This window comes from Luteibacter pinisoli (assembly GCF_006385595.1).
Taxonomy (GTDB): domain Bacteria; phylum Pseudomonadota; class Gammaproteobacteria; order Xanthomonadales; family Rhodanobacteraceae; genus Luteibacter; species Luteibacter pinisoli.
Genome location: NZ_CP041046.1, coordinates 2,940,308 through 2,961,390, shown reverse-complemented (window position 1 = coordinate 2,961,390; position 21,083 = coordinate 2,940,308). Strand labels below are relative to the sequence as shown.

Genomic DNA, 21,083 nt, shown 5'->3' with positions numbered 1-21,083 from the left:
TCCATGCAGATTCACGGTGCGTGCCATTGCGGCAACATCACGTTCGACCTGCGATGGCCTGATGGCGTGCCCGTGCAGCCTCGCGCTTGCGGCTGCACGTTCTGCCAGAAGCACGGTGCGGCGTGGACGGCGCATCCGGACGCCGCGTTGCGGGTGCGCATCGGCGACGCGGCTCACGCTGCGCGGCATCGCTTCGGGACGAATACGGCCGACTTCCACGTGTGCACGGTCTGCGGCGTCGTCCCCGTGTGCACCAGCGAGGTCGACGACCGTCTTCATGCCGTGGTTAACACGCGGACGTTTGAAGGCCTTGGCGCATTCCCCGAGCCCGTCGCCGTGGATTTCGACGGTGAAGAAACGTCCTCACGCCTCGAGCGCCGTGCGCGGCACTGGATAGGCCACGTGGTGATCGAGCCGGCATGATCGAAAGTGTCCGCTGCGATGTCCGCGGACAGCTTGCATGACGCTGCGACGCGCTTCCGCGAACGGCATGCCTCTTGCACCGTGCTTCGCACACTCAAGCAAGGGAAGCGCGTCATGAAGCAATGGGCAGGGTTGTGGTTCGCGGTGCTGGCATCGACGGCGATGGCCCATGCGCCGGGCCATTTCGAAGAACGCGCCGCGAAGGTCGAGGGCGTCGACTATCGCTACCAGGTGTTCATTCCGGGTGGGCTCACGCCATCGAGTCGTCCGCCCATCGTTTTGTTCCTGCACGGCAGTGGCGAGAAGGGCGAAGACAACCGCGCGCAGATGACCCAGGGCTTGCCGCCCTGGCTGAAGACGCATCTCGACTTCCCCGCGGTCGTCGTGATGCCGCAGGCCCATCTGCAGCAGAGCTGGCGCGATAACACCGCGGCGGCCGCCGCGCTGGCGACGTTGCGCATGTCCGTGAGCGAATTCCACGCCGACCCGAAGCAGGCCTACGTGACGGGCCTGTCCGATGGCGGGTTCGGCAGCTGGAAACTCGGCGCCGAGCATCCCGGCGAATTCGCGGGCCTGGTGATCATTTGCGGCGCGGTGTTCTCCACCTGGGACGGCAAGCCCTGGAGCGGGATCTGGGGCGCACCGGTCCAGGATGGGCCGCAGGCGGTCTTCGACTGGGTGGCAGGCAAGGTCCGCGGCACGCCCGTCCTGCTCTTCCACGGAAGCGACGACCAGGCGGTGCCGCCGGAGCAATCCCGCCAGATGGCCGCGGCACTGAAACGCATCGGCTCGCCCGTCCGGTACACCGAATACCCCGGCGTCGGCCACGGCTCCTGGCAACAGGCCTACGCGACGCCAGGGCTCTGGCCGTTCTACGCCGCGAACTAACCCGGCTCAAAGGTAAGCGTTCCCCGATACCGATCACTCGCCGTGCCTGACATGATCACTTATCGACAATCGATAAGTGATATGGCATGATTCTCTCATTCGCGAATAAGGACACGGAGCGGCTCTTTCTCGGCTACCGCGTCGCGCGATGGTCGAGCATCACGCCCATCGCTCGTCGCAAGCTGACCCAGCTGAACGCAGCCGCCTCGTTATCGTTTCTGTGCTGTCCACCCGGCAATCGGCTGGAGCTTCTTCGGGGAAGTCGTGCCGGCCAGTACAGCATCCGCATCAACGACCAGTACCGAGTGTGCTTCCGTTGGAAAGATGGCGACGTCCACGCCGTCGAAATCGTCGATTACCACTAGAGGTGCGCTTGTGACCGAACGACTGCCGCCCATTCATCCAGGGGAAATTCTCCGAGAGGATTACATGCGCCCCATGGGCCTCTCCGCGAACGCTCTTGCGCTAGCCATCGGCGTCACGGCGGCGCGGGTCAATGAGCTGGTTAATGGAAAGCGTGGCCTGACGGCGGATACGGCCCTGCGCCTCGCGCGCTATTTCGGCACCGATCCACGAAGCTGGATGAACCTCCAGCTCAACTACGAACTGGAACTGGCCGAACGGCGCATCGGCGACGCTCTCGAGAACATCCGTCCCCGCGCAGCCTGACGGTCACGTTGCGAGCCCCGCCGCCGCCTCAGCCAGCGGCGAGGTCTCCTCACTGGCACCTTCGGAGACCATGGCCTCGACCCGGTCGCGGCCGGTCCGCTTGGCCTGGTAGAGCGCGGCGTCGGCGGTGTCGATGAGACGCTGGATGTGTACCCCGGTGCCGGTGGCCACGCCCACGCTGGTCGTGAAGGCGATGGGTTCGCCGGCGTAGAGGGCGGGCGAGCGCTCGACCAGGGCGCGCAGCGATTCCGCCAGGGTGACCGCCACGTTCGGGCTGGTGCAGGGGGCGAGGAGCATGAATTCCTCGCCGCCGTAGCGGGAGAGGAGGGCGCGGGCCGGTACGCCGCCGTCGCGCAGCAGGCGGGCGAAGTGCTGCAGCACCGCGTCCCCGCCGGCGTGGCCCCAGCGGTCGTTCACGGCCTTGAAATGGTCCAGGTCGAACAGGAGCACGGCGTGTGAGTGGCCGCGGTTGGCCAGCAGCACCGGGTTGGCGGCCTTGAGCAGGGCCGTGCGGTTCAGCAAGCCGGTCAGGCCATCCACCTCGGCCGCCTGGCGCAGGTCGTGGACCAGCCGCTGGGACAGCATCAGGGTGAACCCGGTACTGAGCAGGAAGGTGGCCAGGATGCCGAACAGGTAATTGGACGTGGTGAGCAGGGAGGCCAGCTCAGGGGAGTCCAGCTCGGGGTGCAGGGCGATCAGGCCCCGCGCCACGTAGAAGAGGCTATCGACCACGAAGACCATGGCCGTGAACCGGCTGCCCGCCCTGAGCTCGCGCGGGGCGCGGAACAGCAGCAGGAACACCATCCAGCTGTCCCAGAGGATGCTTTTCAGGCCGAAAACGGCGCTTTCGACCGGCTGGCTGGGCGGCCAGGCCATGAAAACCACCTGGATGAGGAGGAAAACGGCGACGACGGCCGCGGGGACGCGCCAGCGCAGGGGGTGGCCCAGGTGCATGGCGATACCCACCAGCATGGCCGCATTGGCCAGGGCGATCAGGACGCTGCCGATGATGACGGACAGGAAGCTGCCATTCTCGTCATAGCCCTGGGCGGCGCCGGCAAACGTCAGCAGCCAGAAGGCGGCAGCCCAGACGTGAAGCGCCGCCATGCCCCTGAGCACCAGGCTCAGCAGCGAGAAGCTCAGTGCGATCGCGATTCCCACCGCCAGGCCGATCATGCCGAGCGTGTGGACATCCAGCCCCGTCACCCCATCCATTTGCCTGAAATCCCCCCGGTCGGTCGGCGGCTTCATTCTAGGGCCTTTAACGCACGGGATGGCGCGGGGTTACACTGGGCGGCGTGATGGGGCCGAACTTGCGCGAAGCCGGGCATTTACGCTAGAATTATTGAATCTTAAGTGCCAATGGCCATCGATGACACATTGATGACCGGTGCCACTTCAGGACCTTTCTTTTCACAAGAAAGCCTCCTCGTGAGGCTTTTTTGTTGGGCGCAGGGAGCGCGTCCCGCGACACTCGTGAGCGCCGCCAAGGCTTCGCGCAGGGCGCTGGAGAGGGGTGTCGGGATACATCGGCGACGAAAGGAATGGGCCGTTCGAGCCCTTTTTTTGTTTCTGGCGACCAGAAAACCGCAGGTAACGTGGACAACAACGCAATCACCCAACGCTTTTCCGAGATCGTGGCCGAACTGGGCCTCGAAGTGCTCGGCCTCGAATTCCTGCCTTCGGGCGGGCAGAGCACGCTGCGCGTGTACCTGGACATCCCGGAAGCGTTGCGCGAAGGCCGCGAGTCGCCGGAGGTCACGGTGGAGGACTGCGAAGCCGCCAGCCGCGAGTTCTCCGCCTGGCTGGACGTTGAAGATCCGATCCCCGGCAACTATGTACTGGAGGTCTCCTCACCCGGCATCGACCGCCCCTTGTTCAGCGCGGCGCAGTTTGCGCGCGTCTCCGGGCAGGAAGTGAAGGTGCTGCTGAAGGCCCCCATCGAGGGTCGCCGCCGGCTCAAGGGCAACGTCGTTGAAGTCAACGGCGAGCATATTGTCGTTGAAGGCGAAGCGGGCCGGTTCGAATTCGAGTACGCGGACGTTGAAAGCGCCCGCGTCGTGCCCGATTGGGTGGCTCTCGGCTACGCGCCGCAGCCTAAGCCCCATCCGGGTCCCAAGAAGTCATCCAAATAACGAAACGACAGGATGCCGCGGGGCATCCTCAAGGGAGTAGCGGCAATGAGCAAAGAACTTTTGCTGGTAGTCGACGCGGTCGCCAATGAAAAGGGCGTGCCGCGCGAAGTGATTTTTGAAGCCATGGAAGCGGCGCTCGCCTCGGCCGCCAAGAAGCGCTACCCCGATGAGGATCCGGACATCCGTGTCGAGATCGACCGTGACACGGGCGATTACGAGACGTTCCGCCGCTGGGAAATCATCGCCGATGACGGCGAGATGGAAGATCCGTCGTTCCAGATCCGCCTGATGGATGCCCTGGACGAAGCCGAAGAGGCGTCGGCATCCACGGCCCCGGAAATCGGTGGCTCGGTGGAGCACCAGGTTGAGAACGCCGAATTCGGTCGTATCGCCGCGCAGGCCGCCAAGCAGGTCATCGTGCAGCGCGTCCGCGAGGCTGAGCGCCAGCAGGTGGTCGATGCCTTCGTCGACCGCGTGGGCGAGCTCGTCACCGGTATCGTCAAGCGCGTCGAGCGCGGCAATGTCTACCTCGACCTGGGCAGCAATGCGGAGGCGTTCATCCCGCGCGACAAGACGATTCCCCGCGAATCGCACCGCGTGGGCGACCGCGTCCGCGGTTACCTGTACGAAGTGAAGTCGGAAGTCCGTGGGCCGCAGCTGTTCGTGTCGCGCAGCGCCCCGGAATTCATGATGGAGCTGTTCAAGCTCGAAGTGCCGGAAGTGGGCCAGGGCCTCGTCGAGATCAAGGGTTGCGCCCGTGATCCGGGCGACCGCGCGAAGATCGCCGTCGTTGCCCACGACACCCGCACCGATCCCATCGGCGCGTGCATCGGCATGCGCGGTTCGCGCGTGCAGGCCGTGTCCAACGAGCTCAATGGCGAGCGCGTCGACATCATCCTGTGGCACGACAACCAGGCGCAGTACGTCATCAATGCGATGGCGCCGGCCGAAGTGCAGTCCATCATCATGGACGAAGAGAAGCACTCCATGGATATCGCGGTGGCCGAGGACAAGCTGTCCCAGGCCATCGGCCGCGGTGGCCAGAACGTGCGACTCGCCAGCAAGCTCACCGGCTGGCAGCTCAACGTCATGACCCAGGACCAGGTCACCGCCAAGAGTGAAGCGGAGCAGCAGGCCGCCCTGGCGCTGTTCCAGGACAAGCTCGAAGTGGACGAGGAAATCGCAGGCATCCTGGTGCAGGAAGGCTTCTCGTCGGTGGAAGAAATTGCTTACGTTCCGAGCGCCGAACTGCTCGCCGTGGAAGGCTTCGACGAAGACATCGTCGAGGAACTCCGCGCCCGTGCACGCGACGCGCTGCTTACCGAGGCGCTGGCCGCCGAGGAAGGCGAAGAAGATTCAAGCCAGCCGTCGCAGGAGCTCCTCGAGCTCGACGGCATGGACGAGGCCACGGCATACGCCCTGGCCGAGCGCAACGTGCGCACGCTGGACGACCTGGGTGACCTGGCCGTCGACGAACTCATCGATATTGAAGGCATGACCGAGGAGCGTGCTTCGCAGCTGATCATGGCTGCGCGCGCACCGATGATCGCCCGACTGGAGAAGGGCGGCTAAGCGCGGGACCGGAAGCGCCCCGGAGGGGCGCACCGACGGGAGCCACGCGGCTTCTGACCAGGGACGGAGGCAGTCGGCGATAGCATCAATGGCATGGGTAACGCGCGGGAACGGCGGAGAATATAGAACGATGTCGGACGTCACGATCAAACAACTCGCCCAGGTACTGGGTATGCCGGTCGACAAGCTGCTTTCGCAGCTTGGCGAGGCCGGAATGAATTTCTCCACGGCGGAGCAGGTCATCAGCAGCACTGAAAAGGTGAAGCTGCTTGGCTTCCTGCGCCGTACGCACGGCAAGAACGAAACCGCCCCCGAAGCGGACGACAGCGCACCGCGCCAGATCACCCTCAAGCGCCGCACCATGGGCGAGCTGAAGGTCAGCGCCGGCTCCGGCCGTGGCGCGGGCCCGGCCAAGACGGTGAACGTGGAAGTGCGCGCCAAGCGTACCTACGTGAAGCGCGGCACCATCGGCGAAGACGCCGCGGTGGCGGGTGAGCAGGACGAGGCAGCCCGCAAGTTGGCCGAATCGCACGCCCAGCGCGAGCACGAAGAAAACGAGCGCCGCGAAGAAGCCGAGCGTCGCGAGCAGGCCGAAGTGGCCCGCCGCGAAGCCGAGGCGGAAGCGCGTCGCCAGGAAGAAGCTGCCGCCGAAGCACGCCGCCATGCGGAAGCCGAAGCTGCGGCCGAGCGTGCACGCGCCGAAGAAGCCTCGCGCGCGGCCGCATCGGCTGGCCAGGCGGCTGCCGTCGAAGCACCGGCTGCCCCGACGGCGGCTCAGGCCGCTGCCGGCACCGACGAACTCGGCCACCAGACGGCCAAGCTCGACACGCGCTCGCTCGGCATGATCCTGCCGCGCATCCATGAGCCGCGTAAGCGTGAGCGCATTGTTTCCAAGCCGACCCCGCCGCCTCCGCCGCCGGCACCCGCTCCGGCACCTGCGCCCGTCGCAGCGCGCCCGGCAGCGCCCGCTGGCCGTCCGGCCCCGTCGGCACCGGCTGCTGGTGCGCGTCCCGCACCGGGCGCCGTCGCCGCTGCCAATGACACGCGTGGCAACGCGCGTCCGAAGCATGGCGGTGGTGGTGCAGGCGCAGGCAACGGTCGCGGTGGCGATCGTGATTCCGGTGGCAAGCGTTTCGCCGGTGGCGAAATGCACCTCTCCGACGCCGACCGCGCACGCCGTTCCAGCGGTAAGGGTGGTCGTGGCAAGCCGGGTCGTGGTGGTCGTTCCGAACCGGCACGTGGCTCGTCCGCGCCGTCCGGTCCGCACGGCTTCACGCGTCCGACGGCTGCCGTCGTCCGCGACGTGGTGATTGGTGACAACAACCTTGTCGCCGACCTCGCCCAGAAGATGGCCGTGAAGGGCGCCGAGGTGGTGAAGGCGCTGTTCAAGATGGGCGTCATGGCCACGATCAACCAGACGATCGACTTTGACACCGCCGCCCTCGTGATCGAAGAGCTGGGCCACAACCCGGTCAAGATCACCGAGAACGACGCCGAAACGGCGCTGGCTTCGCACACGAGTGCCGCGGAGCTGGAAGGCGACAAGGTCACCCGTCCGCCGGTCGTCACGATCATGGGCCACGTCGACCACGGCAAGACCTCGCTGCTCGATTACATCCGCCGCACCAAGGTCGCCTCGGGCGAAGCCGGTGGCATCACGCAGCACATCGGCGCATACCACGTCGAAACCAGTCGCGGCGTCATCACGTTCCTCGATACCCCGGGCCATGCGGCGTTTACCGCTATGCGTGCCCGTGGCGCCCAGTCCACGGATATCGTGGTGCTGGTGGTGGCCGGTGACGACGGTGTCATGCCGCAGACGGTGGAAGCCGTGAAGCATGCCCGCGCCGCCAAGGTGCCGCTGATCGTCGCGCTGACCAAGATGGACAAGTCCGACACCAACGTGGACCACGTCAAGCAGGGCCTCGGCAACCTGGAAGTCATCCCGGAAGAGTGGGGTGGTGACACCCCGTTCGTGCCGGTGTCGGCCAAGACCGGCATGGGCATCGACGACCTGCTCGACGCGATCTCGATCCAGGCGGAAGTCATGGAACTCAAGGCCGTGGCCGATGGCCTCGCTTCGGGTGTCGTGATCGAATCCAGCCTCGACCGCGGCCGCGGCCCGGTCGCCACGGTGCTGGTCCAGCAGGGCACGCTGAAGAAGGGCGACTTTGTCGTCTGCGGTATCGAATACGGCCGCATGCGCGCCCTGATCGACGAAACCGGCAAGCAGGTGAACGAAGCCGGCCCGTCGATCCCCGTGCAGGTGCTCGGCCTGTCCGGCGTGCCGGAATCGGGTGACGACTTCGTCGCCGTCGCCGACGAGCGCCTGGCACGCCAGGTGGCCGCCGAGCGTCAGCAGAAGCGTCGCGAAACGCGCCTGGTGACCAAGTCGAACCGCCTGGAAGACATCATGGCCCAGATGGGCCAGGGCGAAGGCCAGCAGACCCTCAACATCCTGGTCAAGGCCGATGTGCAGGGTTCGGTCGAAGCGCTGCGCGATTCGCTCACCCAGATCGGCAACGAGCGGGTGAAGGTCAACGTCATTTCCTCGGGCGTCGGCGGCATCACCGAGTCGGAAGCCCAGCTCGCCGCGGCCTCCAAGGCCCTGGTGATCGGCTTCAACGTCCGCGCCGACGCATCGGCGCGCAAGGTGATCGACACGGCGGGCCTCGACGTCCGTTACTTCTCGATCATCTACGACGTCATCGACCAGGTGAAGCAGGCGGCTTCGGGCCTCCTCGGCATGGAAGTGCGCGAAGAGATCATCGGTATCGCCCAGGTCCGCGACGTGTTCCGCTCGTCGAAGTTCGGCGCGGTGGCTGGTTGCATGATCATCGAAGGCATCGTCAAGCGCTCCAAGCCGATCCGCGTCCTGCGCGACAACGTGGTGGTGTTCCAGGGTGAACTGGAATCGCTGCGCCGCTTCAAGGAGCTGGTGGACGAAGTCCGCAACGGCACCGAATGCGGTATCGCGGTGAAGCAGTACAACGACGTCAAGGTCGGTGACCAGATCGAGTGCTTCGAGCGTATCGAAGTCGCCCGCACGCTGTAATTGGAAGACCCCGCCTCCCCGGTTCGCCGGGGAGGCTTTTCTCGTTTATAGGAGGCGGATATGCCGTCCCGTGATTTCAAGCGTACCGACCGCGTCTCCGCCGAACTGCGCCGCGAAATCGGCCTGCTCGTGCATGCCGCCGTGCGCGACCACGCGCTGCCGTCGGTGAGCGTGTCCGACGTGGAAGTAACCAAGGATCTCGACTGGGCCACGGTGTGGGTGACCGCGCTGATGCCCGAGAAGTCGGCCGAGGCCGTCAAGGGCCTGAAGGAACTCGCCCCGGAATTCCGCCGCCTGCTGTCGCGCTCCATGCGGCTGCGTCGCGTGCCAGAGCTGAAGTTCAAGTACGACGAATCGGTGGATACCGGCGAACGCATCGAGCGCCTGCTCCGCGAAAACCCGACGCCTCCTGCCGACGAGCAGCCCGAATAACCCGTCCAGGCACTATGAGTCGCCGCACTTTCCACGACATCCACGGCATCCTGCTGCTCGACAAACCGCTGGGCCTGAGCTCCAACCAGGCCCTGCAGACCGCCCGCCGGCTTGTCGGCGCGGCAAAGGGCGGCCACACCGGCAGCCTGGATCCGCTCGCCACCGGCCTGCTGCCGCTCTGCTTCGGCGAGGCCACCAAGATAGCCGGCTGGCTGCTCGGCTCGCGCAAGGCCTACGAGGCCGAAGTGAAGCTGGGTGCCACGACCACCACGGCCGACCTCGAGGGTGACATCGTCGAGACCCGGCCGGTCCCCGAACTGGACGATGCGCTCATCGAGGCGGCCCTGGCGCCGCTGCGTGGCCGCATCACCCAGGTGCCGCCGGCGTATTCCGCGATCAAGCAGGACGGCGTCCCGCTTTATGTCCGCGCGCGCCGCGGCGAAGCCGTGGACGTTCCCTCCCGCGAGGTGGATGTCTACCGCCTTGAGGTGATCGGGCGGGCAGGGGACACCCTTCGCCTGCACGTGGAGTGCGGTTCAGGCACCTACGTGCGCAGCCTGGCCGTCGACCTGGGTGCGAACCTTGGTTGCGGCGCCCATCTCACCGGGCTGCGCCGCCTCTGGGTGGAACCGTTCATGGCCCCGGCCATGGTCACGCTGGACGACCTCCGTGCGGCCGCCGAAACGGGGCCGGATCCGCTCGAGGCCTGCGTCCTGCCGATCGATGCCGGACTTGCCCATATTCCCCGGGTGCAACTCGATGCCGCCCAGACGCGGGTGCTCGGCTTCGGCCAGCCCGTGCCGCTGGGCGCCGGCGCGGCGCCGGGTCGATGCGGTGTCTGGGGCGACGATGGCCGTCTCATGGCCCTCGGAGAGGTCGGTCCGGAAGGTATTCTCCGCGTCCTGAGGGGTTTCAACCTGCCGGCGCCCTGACCGGGCTTGTTGCCGCTACGCGCAGGACGTTACAATTACGTGCTCGTTTAACGCTTTTCATCAAGCGAGGCTTGCGCAACTTCATCGGGACCCGTTGAGGTTGCGCAAGTCTCGCATCCGCTTTTTAAGGAATCGATACACATGTCGCTTACCGTCGAACAGACCAGCCAGATCATCAAGGACTACGGTCGCAAGGACAACGACACCGGCTCGACCGAAGTCCAGGTCGCGCTGCTGTCCGCCAACATCACCGCGCTGCAGGACCATTTCCAGGCGCACAAGCAGGACCACCACTCGCGTCGCGGTCTGCTGAAGATGGTCAACAAGCGCAAGACGCTGCTGGCCTACCTCAAGAAGAGCGACCTCGCTCGCTACCAGACCCTTATCGAACGCCTCGGCCTGCGCCGCTAAATCACCGGAACAGGACGAGGAGAGATCGAAGTGGCGAAAGTAACCAAGTCATTCCAGTACGGTTCTCACGAAGTCACACTGGAGACGGGCGAAATCGCCCGGCAGGCCTCCGGTGCGGTCATGGTCAGCATGGGCGGCACCGTCGTCCTGGTGACGGTCGTCGCGGCCCCCAAGGCTCGCGAAGGCCAGGACTTCTTCCCCCTCACGGTCGACTACATGGAGAAGTTCTACTCCGCGGGTCGCATCCCGGGTGGCTTCTTCAAGCGTGAAGGCCGCCCGACGGAGAAGGAGACGCTGACTTCGCGCCTCATCGATCGTCCGCTGCGTCCGCTCTTCCCGGAAGAGTTCCGCAACGAAATCCAGGTCATCGCGCAGGTTGTCTCGCTGAACCCCGAAGTGGACGGTGACATCCCGGCCCTGATCGGTGCCTCGGCTGCCATGTCGCTCGCCGGCGTGCCCTTCAAGGGCCCGATCGGTGCCGCGCGCGTCGGCTATGCCAACGGCCAGTACATCCTCAACCCGACCGCTTCGCAGCTGAAGACCTCCGACCTCGACCTCGTCGTGGCCGGTACGTCCAGCGCCGTGATGATGGTGGAGTCGGAAGCCAAGCTGCTCAGCGAAGACGTGATGCTCGGTTCGGTCGTGTTCGGCCACCAGCAGATGCAGGTCGCGATCGACACGATCAACGCCTTCGTCGCCGAAGCCGGCGCCAAGTCGTTCAAGTGGGAAGCCCCGGCTGCCAAGACGGCGCTGTACGACGCGGTCAAGGCCGCTGTCGGCAACCGTTTTGCCGAAGCCTTCCAGATCCGCGACAAGCTGGCTCGCCGTGACGTCATCAGCGCGCTGAAGAGCGACGTGAAGACGGCCATCGCCGCCGACGCCGAAGCCAATGGCTGGACCGATGGCGACATCGGCAACGCCTTCGGTGAAGTCGAGTACCGCACCCTGCGCGACGGCGTGCTCAGCACGAAGGTCCGCATCGACGGTCGCCAGCTGGACGACGTCCGCCCGATCACCGTCCGCGTCGGCGTCCTGCCGCGCACGCACGGCTCGGCACTGTTCACCCGCGGTGAAACCCAGGCGCTGGTCGTTGCCACGCTCGGCACCACGCGTGACTCGCAGATCATCGACGCGCCGGAAGGCGAGTGGAAGGACACGTTCCTGTTCCACTACAACTTCCCTCCGTTCTCGGTGGGTGAGACCGGTCGCGTCGGTAGCCCGAAGCGTCGCGAAGTCGGCCACGGCCGCCTCGCCAAGCGCGGCGTGCAGGCCGTCAAGCCGACGATCGAAGAGTTCCCGTACGTCGTCCGCGTCGTCTCGGAAATCACCGAGTCGAACGGTTCGTCGTCGATGGCGTCGGTCTGCGGTTCGTCGCTGGCCATGATGGACGCGGGCGTTCCGCTGAAGTCGCCGGTCGCCGGTATCGCCATGGGCCTGGTGAAGGAAGGCAACGACTTCGTCGTTCTCTCCGACATCCTGGGTGATGAAGATCACCTCGGCGACATGGACTTCAAGGTGGCCGGTACCGCTGATGGCGTGTCCGCGCTGCAGATGGACATCAAGGTCGACGGCATCACCGAAGAGATCATGCGTACGGCGTTGGCCCAGGCCAAGCGCGGCCGTCTGCACATCCTCGGCGAAATGGCCAAGTGCATCACGGAAGCCCGCTCGGAAATGAGCGAGTTCGCCCCGCGCCTGCTCACGATCAAGATCCACCCGGACAAGATCCGCGAAGTCATCGGCAAGGGCGGCGCCACCATCCGCTCGATCACCGAAGAGACCGGCACCACCATCGACATCACGGACGACGGCAACGTCGTGATCGCCTCGGTCAACCGTGAAGCCGCCGAAGCCGCGCGCAAGCGCATCGAACAGATCGTCTCGGACGTTGAGCCGGGCCGCATCTACGAAGGCAAGGTCGCGAAGCTGATGGACTTTGGCGCATTCGTCACCATCATGCCGGGCAAGGACGGCCTCGTGCACGTCTCGCAGATCTCAAGCGAGCGCGTCGAGAAGGTCTCCGACAAGCTGAAGGAAGGCGACATCGTCAAGGTCAAGGTCCTGGAAGTCGACAAGCAGGGCCGCATCCGCCTGTCGATGAAGGCCGTCACCGAAGAAGAGAACGCCGCGGGCTGATCCATCGCCTCGGTGTAAGAAAAAAGCCGGCACCGCGAGGTGCCGGCTTTTTTTGTGGCGATGTAAACGTTTCGCTGCCACGCTCGCTCCGTTGCCCGTCCCCACGCGCACCTTCCGGAGATTCGATGAGCGCTGTCCGTACCGCCTGCCTGCGTCGCCGCCCGTTGTTCCTCGCTGCCGTGCTCGCCCTGGCTGGCCCCGTCGCCGCCGAGTCGCAGTCGTCCGTGACGCCGCCCAACGCGCAGCTCGCCTCACCGGCGATCGAGGCCAGGGTGAATGCGTTGCTGGCGCGCATGACGCTTGAGGAGAAGGTGGGGCAGCTCGTGCAGTACGCCGCGCATGGCGCGTCGTCGGATGGCGGCGACGCCTTCGCGCCGAATCCGGAAACACGCACGAAGGTCGACAGCATGGCGCTGGCGCGCAAGGGCGAGCTGGGCTCCGTGCTCAACCTCGTCGGCGCGGACACGACGCGCCCGTTCCAGGAAGCCGCGCTGAAAAGCCGCCTCGGCATCCCGCTGCTGTTCGGCGCCGACATCATCCACGGCTACCAGACCATTTACCCCATCCCGCTTGCCCTCTCGGCGACATGGGATCCGCAGCTGGTCCAGGATCTCTCGCACATGGCGGCGCTGGAGGCGACGCGCGGTGGCGTGAAGTGGGTGTTCTCGCCCATGGTCGACATCTCCCGCGATGCCCGTTGGGGCCGCTCGGCCGAGGGAGCGGGTGAAGACCCCTACCTCGGCTCGGCCATCGCGCGCGCCTATATCCACGGTTACCAGGGCACGGACCTGGCGGACCCGCAAAACGTCGCTGCCTCGGTGAAGCACTTCGCCGCCTACGGCGCCGCCGAAGCAGGGCGCGAATACAACACCACGGATATGTCCGATGTGCGCCTGCGCCAGGTGTACCTGCCGCCGTATCGCGCGGCGGTGGAAGCGGGCGCGGCCACCATGATGAGCGCGTTCAATGCGCTCAACGGCGTGCCGGCCACGGCCAACCCGTACCTGATGACCGACATCCTGCGCAAGGAATGGGGCTTCGATGGTTTCGTCGTCAGCGACTACACCGCCGTGATGGAACTCACCCACCACGGCATTGCGCTGGACGCTGCGGCCGCGACGCAAAAGGCCCTTCAGGCCGGCGTGGAAGTGGACATGATGAGCCACTACTACGACACGCAGATTCCCGCGTTGCTGAAGGACGGCAGGCTGTCGATGGCCACCGTCGACGAGGCCGTGCGTCGCGTGCTGCGGGTGAAGTTCGCGCTGGGTGTCTTCGAACATCCGTATGCGCGCGCTGCGCGGGCCGGTGAATCGGCGGCGGCCAACCATGCGCTGGCGCGCAAGGCGGCGGAGGAGTCCTTCGTGCTGCTGAAGAATGCCGACACGCAGGGCGCGGCGGTGCTGCCGCTGGATACGCATGTAAAAACCGTGGCACTGATCGGCCCGCTGGCCGATACGGCCAGTGAGATGCAGGGGCCGTGGGGCGGGGCGCGTCACTTCGATGACTTCACCACCGTACGCAAGGGCCTCGAAGCACGCATGCACGCCAGTGGCGGCACGCTGGTTTACGCCAGGGGCACGGACATCGCCTCGGACTCGCAGGCCGGCTTCGCCGAGGCGCTGAAAGCGGCGTCGCGGGCCGATGTCGTGGTGATGGCGCTCGGCGAAGCCGCCGGCATGAGCGGCGAAGCGGCCGCCCGTGCGCACCTGGGTCTCCCCGGCAACCAGCAGCAGCTGCTGGAGCAGGTGGTGGCCAGCGGCAAGCCCGTGGTGTTGCTGGTGTTCTCCGGCCGCCCCCTCGTTCTCGACTGGGCTGACAAGCACGTGGCGGCGATCATGGCCGTGTGGTTCCCCGGTGCGGAGGCGGGCAACGCCATCGCACGCGTGGTATTCGGCGATGTGGCGCCCAGCGGCAAGCTGACCATGAGCTTCCCGTACACCGAGGGCCAGGAGCCGCTTTACTACAGCACGTTCCCCACGGGCCGGCCGGCCGGCGATGCCGACACGCGCCTGCCGCCGTCCCACGATTCGACCTACGTGTCGCGTTACATCGACGCACCGAATGACGCGCTGTACCCGTTCGGCCACGGCCTGTCGTACACGACGTTCGGCTACTCAGGCGTGCATGTCTCGCGGGCCACCGTGCCACTGGCTGAGGCTAACCGCGCTGACGCCCGGAACCTTGTCACGGTGACAGCGACGGTGACGAACACCGGAAAGCGCGCGGGTACCGAGGTGGTGCAGCTCTACGTGCGTAACCTCGGTGCCAGCCTGTCCCAGCCGGTGCGCAGCCTGCAGGGCTTCCAGCGGGTGGCCCTCCAGGCCGGTGAATCGAAGCAGGTGACCTTCGCGCTCGGCTTCCCGGAGCTCTCGTTCTGGAACGCGAAAAGCGAGCAGGTCGTCGAGCCGACGCAGTACACCGTGTGGGTCGGCGGCAGCTCGCAGGCCGTCCAGAAGGCCGCGTTCACGATCAGCCCCTGATCCGCGGGGGCAGGCGTGCGCCGGGTGCCGTACCATACGCGCATGGCAGACAAACCGACTGATTTCATCGAGCAGTACCAGGCCTTCGTCCGCCAGGGCGTCGAGGCCTGGGCAAAGCAGTTTGACCCGAAAAATGAACAGGCGGAGGCACCGCCCGCCGACATCATGGGCCGCCTGTTCGCCGGCCTGGGTGGCTACGGCGACTGGATGAAGTCGTTCACCTCCGGTGAGCCGCCGGCATCCCCGTTTGCGCACGGCACGCCGCCCTTCGGCCAGCCCGGCATGGCCGGTGGCATGCCGCCGTTTGGCTACGGCCCGCCGCCCGGGGCCCAGCCCGGTACCGACGGGTTTGACGAATGGGCCCGCGGCGCGCGTGAAGCGCTGTCGATGCCCGCCCTCGGCCTCACCCGTGAACAACAGGAAGAGCAGCAGGCCCTGCTGCTGGCGTGGATCGATTACGCCCAGCATTACGCGCGCTACCAGGCGCTGCTCCAGGGTGTGCAGGGCCGCGCCGGGGAAACCCTCCGTGCCCAGGGCATGCCGGCGGACGCCGATAGCCTTCGCGCCGTGTACGACCGCTGGGTGAATATCTCCGAAGAGGGTTACGCGGAAGCCGCGATGTCGGCGGAATTCCGCGAGGTATATGCGTCGCTGGTCAATGCGCAGATGCACCTGAAGGTGTTGCAGCAGCGCCAGGTGGAGCGTTTCGCCATTCAGGCCGGCATGCCGACGCGTCGCGACGTGGATAGCCTCGGCGAGCGCCTCCAGGCCGTGCGCCGCGAATTGCGCCACATGCAGGGGCTGGCGGCGGAAGTCGAGGCCCTCCGTGCTGAGGTCGCGGCGTTGCGCGGCGCCAAGGCACCGAAAAAGGCCGCGACAAAGAAAGCGGCCGCCAAAAAGGCCGCGCCCAAGGGCCGCGCGCGATGACCACGAACCCGTTCCACTTCGATCCCGAGCGCGCCCGCGCCGAAGTCGAGGCGTTCCGCCGCAAGGTGGAAGCGGGTGTGGAAACGCTGAAAAACGTCGGCCCGATCGAGATGGGCACCACGCCTCGCGAGGCGGTGTACAGCGAAGACAAGCTCACGCTCTGGCACTTCAAGGGCGAGAAAAAGCCGACGGCGAAAACGCCGCTGCTGATCTGCTACGCGCTGGTCAATACGCCGTGGATGGTCGACCTCCAGGAAGACCGTTCCATGGTGCGTAACCTCCTGGCGCAGGGCGAGGACGTCTACCTGATCGACTGGGGCTATCCCGATGGTGCGGATCGCTGGCTCACGCTGGAGGATTACATCGACGGCTACCTCGACCGTTGCGTGGATGTCGTCCGCAAGCGCCACGCGCTCGACGCGATCAACCTGCTCGGCATCTGCCAGGGCGGCGTGTTCTCGCTTTGCTACACGGCGCTGCACGGCGACAAGGTGAAGAACCTGATCACCATGGTGACGCCGGTGGATTTCCACACGCCCGACAACATGCTCTCGCACTGGGCGCGCAACGTGGATATCGACCTGTTCGTCGACACCATCGGCAACGTGCCCGCCGACCTGATGAACTTCGCCTACCTGACGCTGAAGCCGTTGCGGCTGAACCAGCAGAAATACGTCGCCATGGTCGACATCCTGGATAACCCGAAGGAAGTGAAAAACTTCCTTCGCATGGAAAAGTGGATCTTCGATTCGCCCGACCAGGCGGGCGAAACGTTCCGCCAGTTCACGCGCGACTTCTTCCAGAAGAACCTGCTGATCCAGGGCAAGGCCACCATCGGCGGCCGCACCATCGACCTGGGCACGATCACCCAGCCGGTGCTGAACATCTACGCCGAGCAGGACCACCTCGTTCCGCCGGCCGCCTCGATCCCGCTGAAAAACGCGGTGGGCAGCAAGGACTACACGGCGCTCCCGTTCCCCGGCGGCCACATCGGCATCTACGTCTCCGGCCGCGCCCAGAAGCTGGTGCCACCCGCGATCCACGACTGGCTCGCCAGGCGCTGAACCGCGCCGCCGGGCAACAGCGTTTTGACCGTGGGGATGCGATAATCGCGCGATGAACACGCACACTTCCCACGACTCCATCCGCGCCGTGCAGTGGCTCGGCGACCGCCTCCGCCTGCTCGACCAGCGCCGCCTGCCGGCCGAGGAAATCTGGTTCGACAGCGTGAACTCGGACGACGTCACCCGGGCCATCCGCGACCTGGCCGTGCGCGGCGCGCCGGCCATCGGCATCGCCGCGGCCTGGGGTGTCGTGCTTGCCGCGAAGGGTGGGGAAGACCTCGCCAGCGCCATGGCCACGCTGCGTGCGGCGCGGCCCACGGCGGTGAACCTGATGTGGGCCCTGGATCGCATGAAATCGCGTGTCGATGCGGGCGCCGACGCGGCCGCGCTGGAGCGCGAAGCCCAGGCCATCCAGGACGAAGACCTCGCCGCCAACCGCCACATGGGCGAACTGGGTGCCTCGCTGATCGAGTCCGGCTCGCACGTGATGACCCACTGCAACACCGGCTCGCTGGCCACCGCCGGTTACGGCACGGCGCTGGGCGTGATCCGCGCGGGCGTGGAAGCCGGCCGCATCGACCAGGTCTATGCCGGTGAAACGCGCCCCTGGCAGCAGGGCGCACGCCTCACCATGTGGGAACTGGTCCGCGACGGCATCCCGGCCAAACTCATCGCCGATTCCGCCGCCTCGCACCTCATGAAGGACGGCAAGGTGAAGTGGGTCATCGTGGGCGCCGACCGCATCGCGGCCAATGGCGACACCGCCAACAAGATCGGCACCTACCAGCTGGCCATCGCCGCGCGCCACCACGGCGTGAAATTCATGGTGGTGGCACCGTCCACCACGGTGGACATGGCCACCGCCAGCGGTGACGACATCGAGATCGAACTGCGCGACGCCACCGAGCTGCTTTCGGTCAGCGGTACGCGCACCGTCATCGAGGGCGCCGAGGCCTGGAACCCGGTCTTCGACGTGACTCCGGCCGAGCTGATCGACGCGATCGTGACCGAGCGCGGCGTGATCCTGAAGCCGGATGAAGAACAGATGCGGATCATGTTTCCATGACCGCCAAAACCCTCCCGTAACCTATTGAATTGACGGCATTTTTTGCTGTCATTTCGACACCCGTTGTGTTATGCTCGACGGGTTGAGCCGACCGTGCCACCTGATGGGTGAACTGCATGGCCGGCGGGGGCACACCACGGACACCCAGGAAGCCGATTGATGGCAGAACTCGCCAAAGAAGTCATCCGCGTCAACATCGAAGACGAGATGCGCCAAAGCTATCTCGACTACGCGATGAGCGTCATCGTCGGGCGCGCACTGCCTGACGTACGCGATGGCCTGAAGCCGGTGCACCGGCGCGTACTGTTCGCGATGAACGAACTGGGCAACTCGTGGAACAAGGCCTATAAAAAGTCCGCGCGTGTCGTCGGTGACGTGATCGGTAAATACCATCCGCACGGTGATGCGTCGGTTTACGACACCATCGTCCGCATGGCGCAGCCGTTCTCGCTGCGCTACATGCTGGTCGACGGCCAGGGCAACTTTGGTTCGGTGGACGGCGACAACGCCGCTGCCATGCGATACACCGAAGTGCGCATGGCCCGCCTCACCCACGAGCTGCTCGCCGACATCGACAAGGAAACCGTCGATTTCGGGCCGAACTACGACGAAAGCGAGAGCGAGCCGCTGGTGCTTCCCACCCGCGTCCCGAACCTGCTGGTCAATGGTTCGGCCGGTATCGCGGTGGGCATGGCGACGAACATCCCGCCGCACAACATGACCGAAGTGGTCAATGCCGTGCTGGCCCTCATCGAAGAGCCGTCGCTCGGCGTCGATGAACTGATGACGTACATCCCCGGCCCGGATTTCCCGACCGCCGGCATCATCAACGGCTCGTCCGGCATCGTCGAGGCCTACCGCACCGGCCGCGGCCGCATCCTGGTGCGCGCGCGCACCTCGATCGAAACCGAAGCCAACGGCCGCGAGACGATCCTCGTCCACGAGCTGCCGTACCAGGTGAACAAGGCTCGCCTGATCGAAAAGATCGCCGAGCTGGTCAAGGAAAAGAAGCTCGAAGGCATCAGCGAGCTGCGCGACGAGTCCGACAAGGACGGCATGCGCGTGGTCATCGAGATCCGCCGTGACGCCATGGCCGACGTCGTGCTGAACAACCTGTTCCAGCAGACCCAGCTGCAGGTCACCTTCGGCATCAACATGGTGGCCCTGCTCGACGGCCAGCCGAAGCTGCTGAACCTCAAGGACATCCTTGAGGCGTTCATCCGCCACCGCCGCGAAGTCGTCACCCGCCGCACGATCTTCGAACTGCGCAAGGCCCGTTCGCGTGCGCATATCCTCGAAGGCCTGACCGTCGCGCTCGCCAACATCGACGAGATGATCGAGCTGATCCGTACCTCCAGCTCGTCGCAGGAAGCCCGTGAGCGCATGGTCGCCCGCAAGTGGGAGGCGGGCATGGTCCGCTCCCTGCTGGCTGCCGCCGGTGCGGAAGCCTCGCGTCCGGAAGACATGGATCCGCGTGACGGCCTGCGTGACGACGGCTACCAGCTCTCCGAAGCCCAGGCCACCGAAATCCTGCAGATGCGCCTGCATCGCCTGACCGGCCTGGAGCAGGACAAGCTCAGCGACGAATACCGCGCCATCCTCGAAACCATCCGTGGGCTCATCGAGATCCTGGAGAACCCGGCGCGCCTGCTCGAGGTCATCCGCGAGGAACTCGAAGCCATCCGCAACGAGTATGGCGACACGCGTCGCACGGAAATCCAGCATTCGCAGGAAGACCTGAACGTCCTCGACCTGATCACGCCGGAAGACGTGGTGCTCACGCTGTCGCATACCGGTTACGTGAAGCGCCAGGCCGCCAGCCTGTATCGCGCGCAGAAGCGCGGTGGCAAGGGCCGTTCGGCGTCCGCGCTGAAGGACGAAGACGTCGTGCAGCAGCTGTGGGTGGTCAATACCCATGACACGCTGCTGACGTTCACCAGCACCGGTCGCGTGTACTGGCTGAAGGTGTACCAGATGCCGGAAGCCGGCCCGGGTGCGCGTGGCAAGCCCATCGTGAACCTGCTGCCGCTGGGTGAGGGCGAGAAGGTCCAGGCCGTGCTGCCGATCCGCGACTACGATCCGAACTGCTTCGTGTTCTTCGCCACCCGCAAGGGCACGGTGAAGAAGACGCCGCTCACCGAGTTCGCGTTCCAGCTGCAGAAGGGCAAGGCCGCCATCAACCTCGACGACGGCGATGCGCTGGTCGACGTGGCGATGACCGACGGCGAGAGCGACGTGCTGCTGTTCGCTTCGAACGGCAAGGTCGTGCGCTTCGACGAGAACAAGGTGCGTTCCATGGGCCGCACCGCTACGGGCGTCCGCGGCATGCTGCTGGCGGAAGACACCACGGTGGTCTCGCTGATCGTGGCGCGTGGCGACGGTGACATCCTCACCGCCACGGAGCGTGGCTTCGGCAAGCGCACCCCGCTCACCGAGTTCCCGAAGAAGGGCCGCGGTACGCAGGGCGTCATCGGCATCCAGTGCTCGGAGCGCAACGGCAACCTCGTTGCGGCCATCCAGGCCACCGAGAGCCAGCAGCTCATGCTGATCTCCGACCAGGGCACGCTGGTACGCACCCGCGTCGCGGAAGTGGCCCAGGTCGGCCGTAACACGCAGGGCGTCACCCTGATCAAGCTGCCGAAGGACGAAACCCTCATCGGTGTCGTCCGTCTCGAAGCCGAGGAAGAACTCGACGTCGAAGGCGAGGGCGAGGCGATCAACGGCGAGACGACCAGCGGCGACGTGCCGGGTACGGAAGCGGCGGCAGACCTGCCGCCGGTGGAATCCGGGCCGGTCGACGGCGAAAGCGAGTAAGACGAGAAACCCGCCGAAAGGCGGGTTTTTTTTGGCTATCGTTTCGAACGCGTCGGCGCCTGGGATATCAGGCACG

At 65.9% G+C, this 21,083-nt stretch carries 17 protein-coding genes; 16 read left to right on the top strand and 1 reads right to left on the bottom strand.

What is annotated here, in order from left to right:
- Nucleotides 1-3 precede the first annotated feature (3 nt).
- From FIV34_RS13350 to FIV34_RS13335, 4 genes are all read left to right on the top strand, one after another.
- Entirely contained in the window at nt 4-423 is a 420-nt protein-coding gene (locus FIV34_RS13350) for a GFA family protein (protein WP_139983564.1), read from the top strand.
- A 114-nt stretch (nt 424-537) separates the two neighbouring features.
- Nucleotides 538-1,311, top strand: a complete 774-nt coding sequence (locus FIV34_RS13345; protein WP_246058619.1) for a carboxylesterase family protein — start codon at nt 538-540, stop codon at nt 1,309-1,311.
- Nucleotides 1,312-1,397: 86 nt separating this feature from the next.
- Entirely contained in the window at nt 1,398-1,676 is a 279-nt protein-coding gene (locus tag FIV34_RS13340) for a type II toxin-antitoxin system RelE/ParE family toxin (RefSeq protein WP_139983562.1), read from the top strand.
- 64 nt (nt 1,677-1,740) lie between these two features.
- Nucleotides 1,741-1,980 (top strand): HigA family addiction module antitoxin, encoded by a 240-nt coding sequence (locus tag FIV34_RS13335; RefSeq protein WP_246058618.1) that lies wholly within the window; start codon nt 1,741-1,743, stop codon nt 1,978-1,980.
- A gap of 3 nt (nt 1,981-1,983) precedes the next feature.
- On the opposite strand, the gene FIV34_RS13330 is transcribed toward FIV34_RS13335, so the two are convergent.
- Nucleotides 1,984-3,195, bottom strand: coding sequence for a GGDEF domain-containing protein (locus tag FIV34_RS13330; RefSeq protein WP_139983557.1), 1,212 nt, complete (start codon nt 3,193-3,195; stop codon nt 1,984-1,986).
- A gap of 383 nt (nt 3,196-3,578) precedes the next feature.
- Here FIV34_RS13330 and FIV34_RS13325 point away from each other — a divergent pair, with 383 nt between their 5' ends.
- From FIV34_RS13325 to gyrA, 12 genes are all read left to right on the top strand, one after another.
- A complete protein-coding gene (locus FIV34_RS13325) occupies nt 3,579-4,115 on the top strand; it encodes a ribosome maturation factor RimP (protein WP_139985932.1) in 537 nt (178 codons plus the stop codon).
- 45 nt (nt 4,116-4,160) lie between these two features.
- Nucleotides 4,161-5,687 carry a transcription termination factor NusA gene (gene nusA / locus FIV34_RS13320; protein WP_139983555.1) on the top strand — a complete coding sequence of 509 codons (1,527 nt, stop codon included), beginning with the start codon at nt 4,161-4,163 and terminating at the stop codon, nt 5,685-5,687.
- 130 nt (nt 5,688-5,817) lie between these two features.
- Nucleotides 5,818-8,742 carry a translation initiation factor IF-2 gene (gene infB, locus FIV34_RS13315; protein WP_139983553.1) on the top strand — a complete coding sequence of 975 codons (2,925 nt, stop codon included), beginning with the start codon at nt 5,818-5,820 and terminating at the stop codon, nt 8,740-8,742.
- A gap of 60 nt (nt 8,743-8,802) precedes the next feature.
- Entirely contained in the window at nt 8,803-9,174 is a 372-nt protein-coding gene (gene rbfA, locus FIV34_RS13310) for a 30S ribosome-binding factor RbfA (protein ID WP_139983550.1), read from the top strand.
- 14 nt (nt 9,175-9,188) lie between these two features.
- Nucleotides 9,189-10,106 carry a tRNA pseudouridine(55) synthase TruB gene (gene truB, locus FIV34_RS13305; protein WP_139983548.1) on the top strand — a complete coding sequence of 306 codons (918 nt, stop codon included), beginning with the start codon at nt 9,189-9,191 and terminating at the stop codon, nt 10,104-10,106.
- Nucleotides 10,107-10,247: 141 nt separating this feature from the next.
- Nucleotides 10,248-10,517: a 30S ribosomal protein S15 gene (gene rpsO, locus FIV34_RS13300; protein ID WP_139983545.1), complete on the top strand. Its 270-nt coding sequence runs from the start codon at nt 10,248-10,250 to the stop codon at nt 10,515-10,517.
- Nucleotides 10,518-10,547: 30 nt separating this feature from the next.
- On the top strand, nt 10,548-12,653 hold the full coding sequence (gene pnp, locus FIV34_RS13295; protein ID WP_139983542.1) for a polyribonucleotide nucleotidyltransferase: 2,106 nt from the start codon (nt 10,548-10,550) through the stop codon (nt 12,651-12,653).
- Nucleotides 12,654-12,778: 125 nt separating this feature from the next.
- The gene (locus tag FIV34_RS13290; protein WP_139983539.1) at nt 12,779-15,136 is read left to right on the top strand and encodes a glycoside hydrolase family 3 N-terminal domain-containing protein; all 2,358 of its coding nucleotides are present in this window, start codon (nt 12,779-12,781) and stop codon (nt 15,134-15,136) included.
- 42 nt (nt 15,137-15,178) lie between these two features.
- Nucleotides 15,179-16,063, top strand: a complete 885-nt coding sequence (locus FIV34_RS13285; protein WP_139983536.1) for a poly(R)-hydroxyalkanoic acid synthase subunit PhaE — start codon at nt 15,179-15,181, stop codon at nt 16,061-16,063.
- Nucleotides 16,060-17,127, top strand: a complete 1,068-nt coding sequence (locus FIV34_RS13280) for a class III poly(R)-hydroxyalkanoic acid synthase subunit PhaC (protein ID WP_139983534.1) — start codon at nt 16,060-16,062, stop codon at nt 17,125-17,127. Before FIV34_RS13285 ends, FIV34_RS13280 begins: the two co-directional genes overlap by 4 nt.
- A 52-nt stretch (nt 17,128-17,179) precedes the next feature.
- Complete coding sequence (gene mtnA / locus FIV34_RS13275; RefSeq protein ID WP_139983531.1) at nt 17,180-18,193, top strand: S-methyl-5-thioribose-1-phosphate isomerase; 1,014 nt, start codon at nt 17,180-17,182, stop codon at nt 18,191-18,193.
- 159 nt (nt 18,194-18,352) lie between these two features.
- Nucleotides 18,353-21,007, top strand: coding sequence for a DNA gyrase subunit A (gene gyrA, locus FIV34_RS13270; protein WP_139983529.1), 2,655 nt, complete (start codon nt 18,353-18,355; stop codon nt 21,005-21,007).
- The last annotated feature ends 76 nt before the right edge of the window (nt 21,008-21,083 follow it).

What these genes read in the sequence shown, in the direction of transcription:
- FIV34_RS13350 (WP_139983564.1), top strand. Translation starts at nt 4, where the DNA reads ATGCAGATTCACGGTGCGTGCCATTGCGGCAACATCACGTTCGACCTG.
- FIV34_RS13345 (WP_246058619.1), top strand. Translation starts at nt 538, where the DNA reads ATGAAGCAATGGGCAGGGTTGTGGTTCGCGGTGCTGGCATCGACGGCG.
- FIV34_RS13340 (WP_139983562.1), top strand. Translation starts at nt 1,398, where the DNA reads ATGATTCTCTCATTCGCGAATAAGGACACGGAGCGGCTCTTTCTCGGC.
- FIV34_RS13335 (WP_246058618.1), top strand. Translation starts at nt 1,741, where the DNA reads ATGCGCCCCATGGGCCTCTCCGCGAACGCTCTTGCGCTAGCCATCGGC.
- FIV34_RS13330 (WP_139983557.1), bottom strand. Translation starts at nt 3,195, where the DNA reads ATGGATGGGGTGACGGGGCTGGATGTCCACACGCTCGGCATGATCGGC.
- nusA (WP_139983555.1), top strand. Translation starts at nt 4,161, where the DNA reads ATGAGCAAAGAACTTTTGCTGGTAGTCGACGCGGTCGCCAATGAAAAG.
- infB (WP_139983553.1), top strand. Translation starts at nt 5,818, where the DNA reads ATGTCGGACGTCACGATCAAACAACTCGCCCAGGTACTGGGTATGCCG.
- rbfA (WP_139983550.1), top strand. Translation starts at nt 8,803, where the DNA reads ATGCCGTCCCGTGATTTCAAGCGTACCGACCGCGTCTCCGCCGAACTG.
- truB (WP_139983548.1), top strand. Translation starts at nt 9,189, where the DNA reads ATGAGTCGCCGCACTTTCCACGACATCCACGGCATCCTGCTGCTCGAC.
- rpsO (WP_139983545.1), top strand. Translation starts at nt 10,248, where the DNA reads ATGTCGCTTACCGTCGAACAGACCAGCCAGATCATCAAGGACTACGGT.
- FIV34_RS13290 (WP_139983539.1), top strand. Translation starts at nt 12,779, where the DNA reads ATGAGCGCTGTCCGTACCGCCTGCCTGCGTCGCCGCCCGTTGTTCCTC.
- FIV34_RS13285 (WP_139983536.1), top strand. Translation starts at nt 15,179, where the DNA reads ATGGCAGACAAACCGACTGATTTCATCGAGCAGTACCAGGCCTTCGTC.
- FIV34_RS13280 (WP_139983534.1), top strand. Translation starts at nt 16,060, where the DNA reads ATGACCACGAACCCGTTCCACTTCGATCCCGAGCGCGCCCGCGCCGAA.
- mtnA (WP_139983531.1), top strand. Translation starts at nt 17,180, where the DNA reads ATGAACACGCACACTTCCCACGACTCCATCCGCGCCGTGCAGTGGCTC.
- gyrA (WP_139983529.1), top strand. Translation starts at nt 18,353, where the DNA reads ATGGCAGAACTCGCCAAAGAAGTCATCCGCGTCAACATCGAAGACGAG.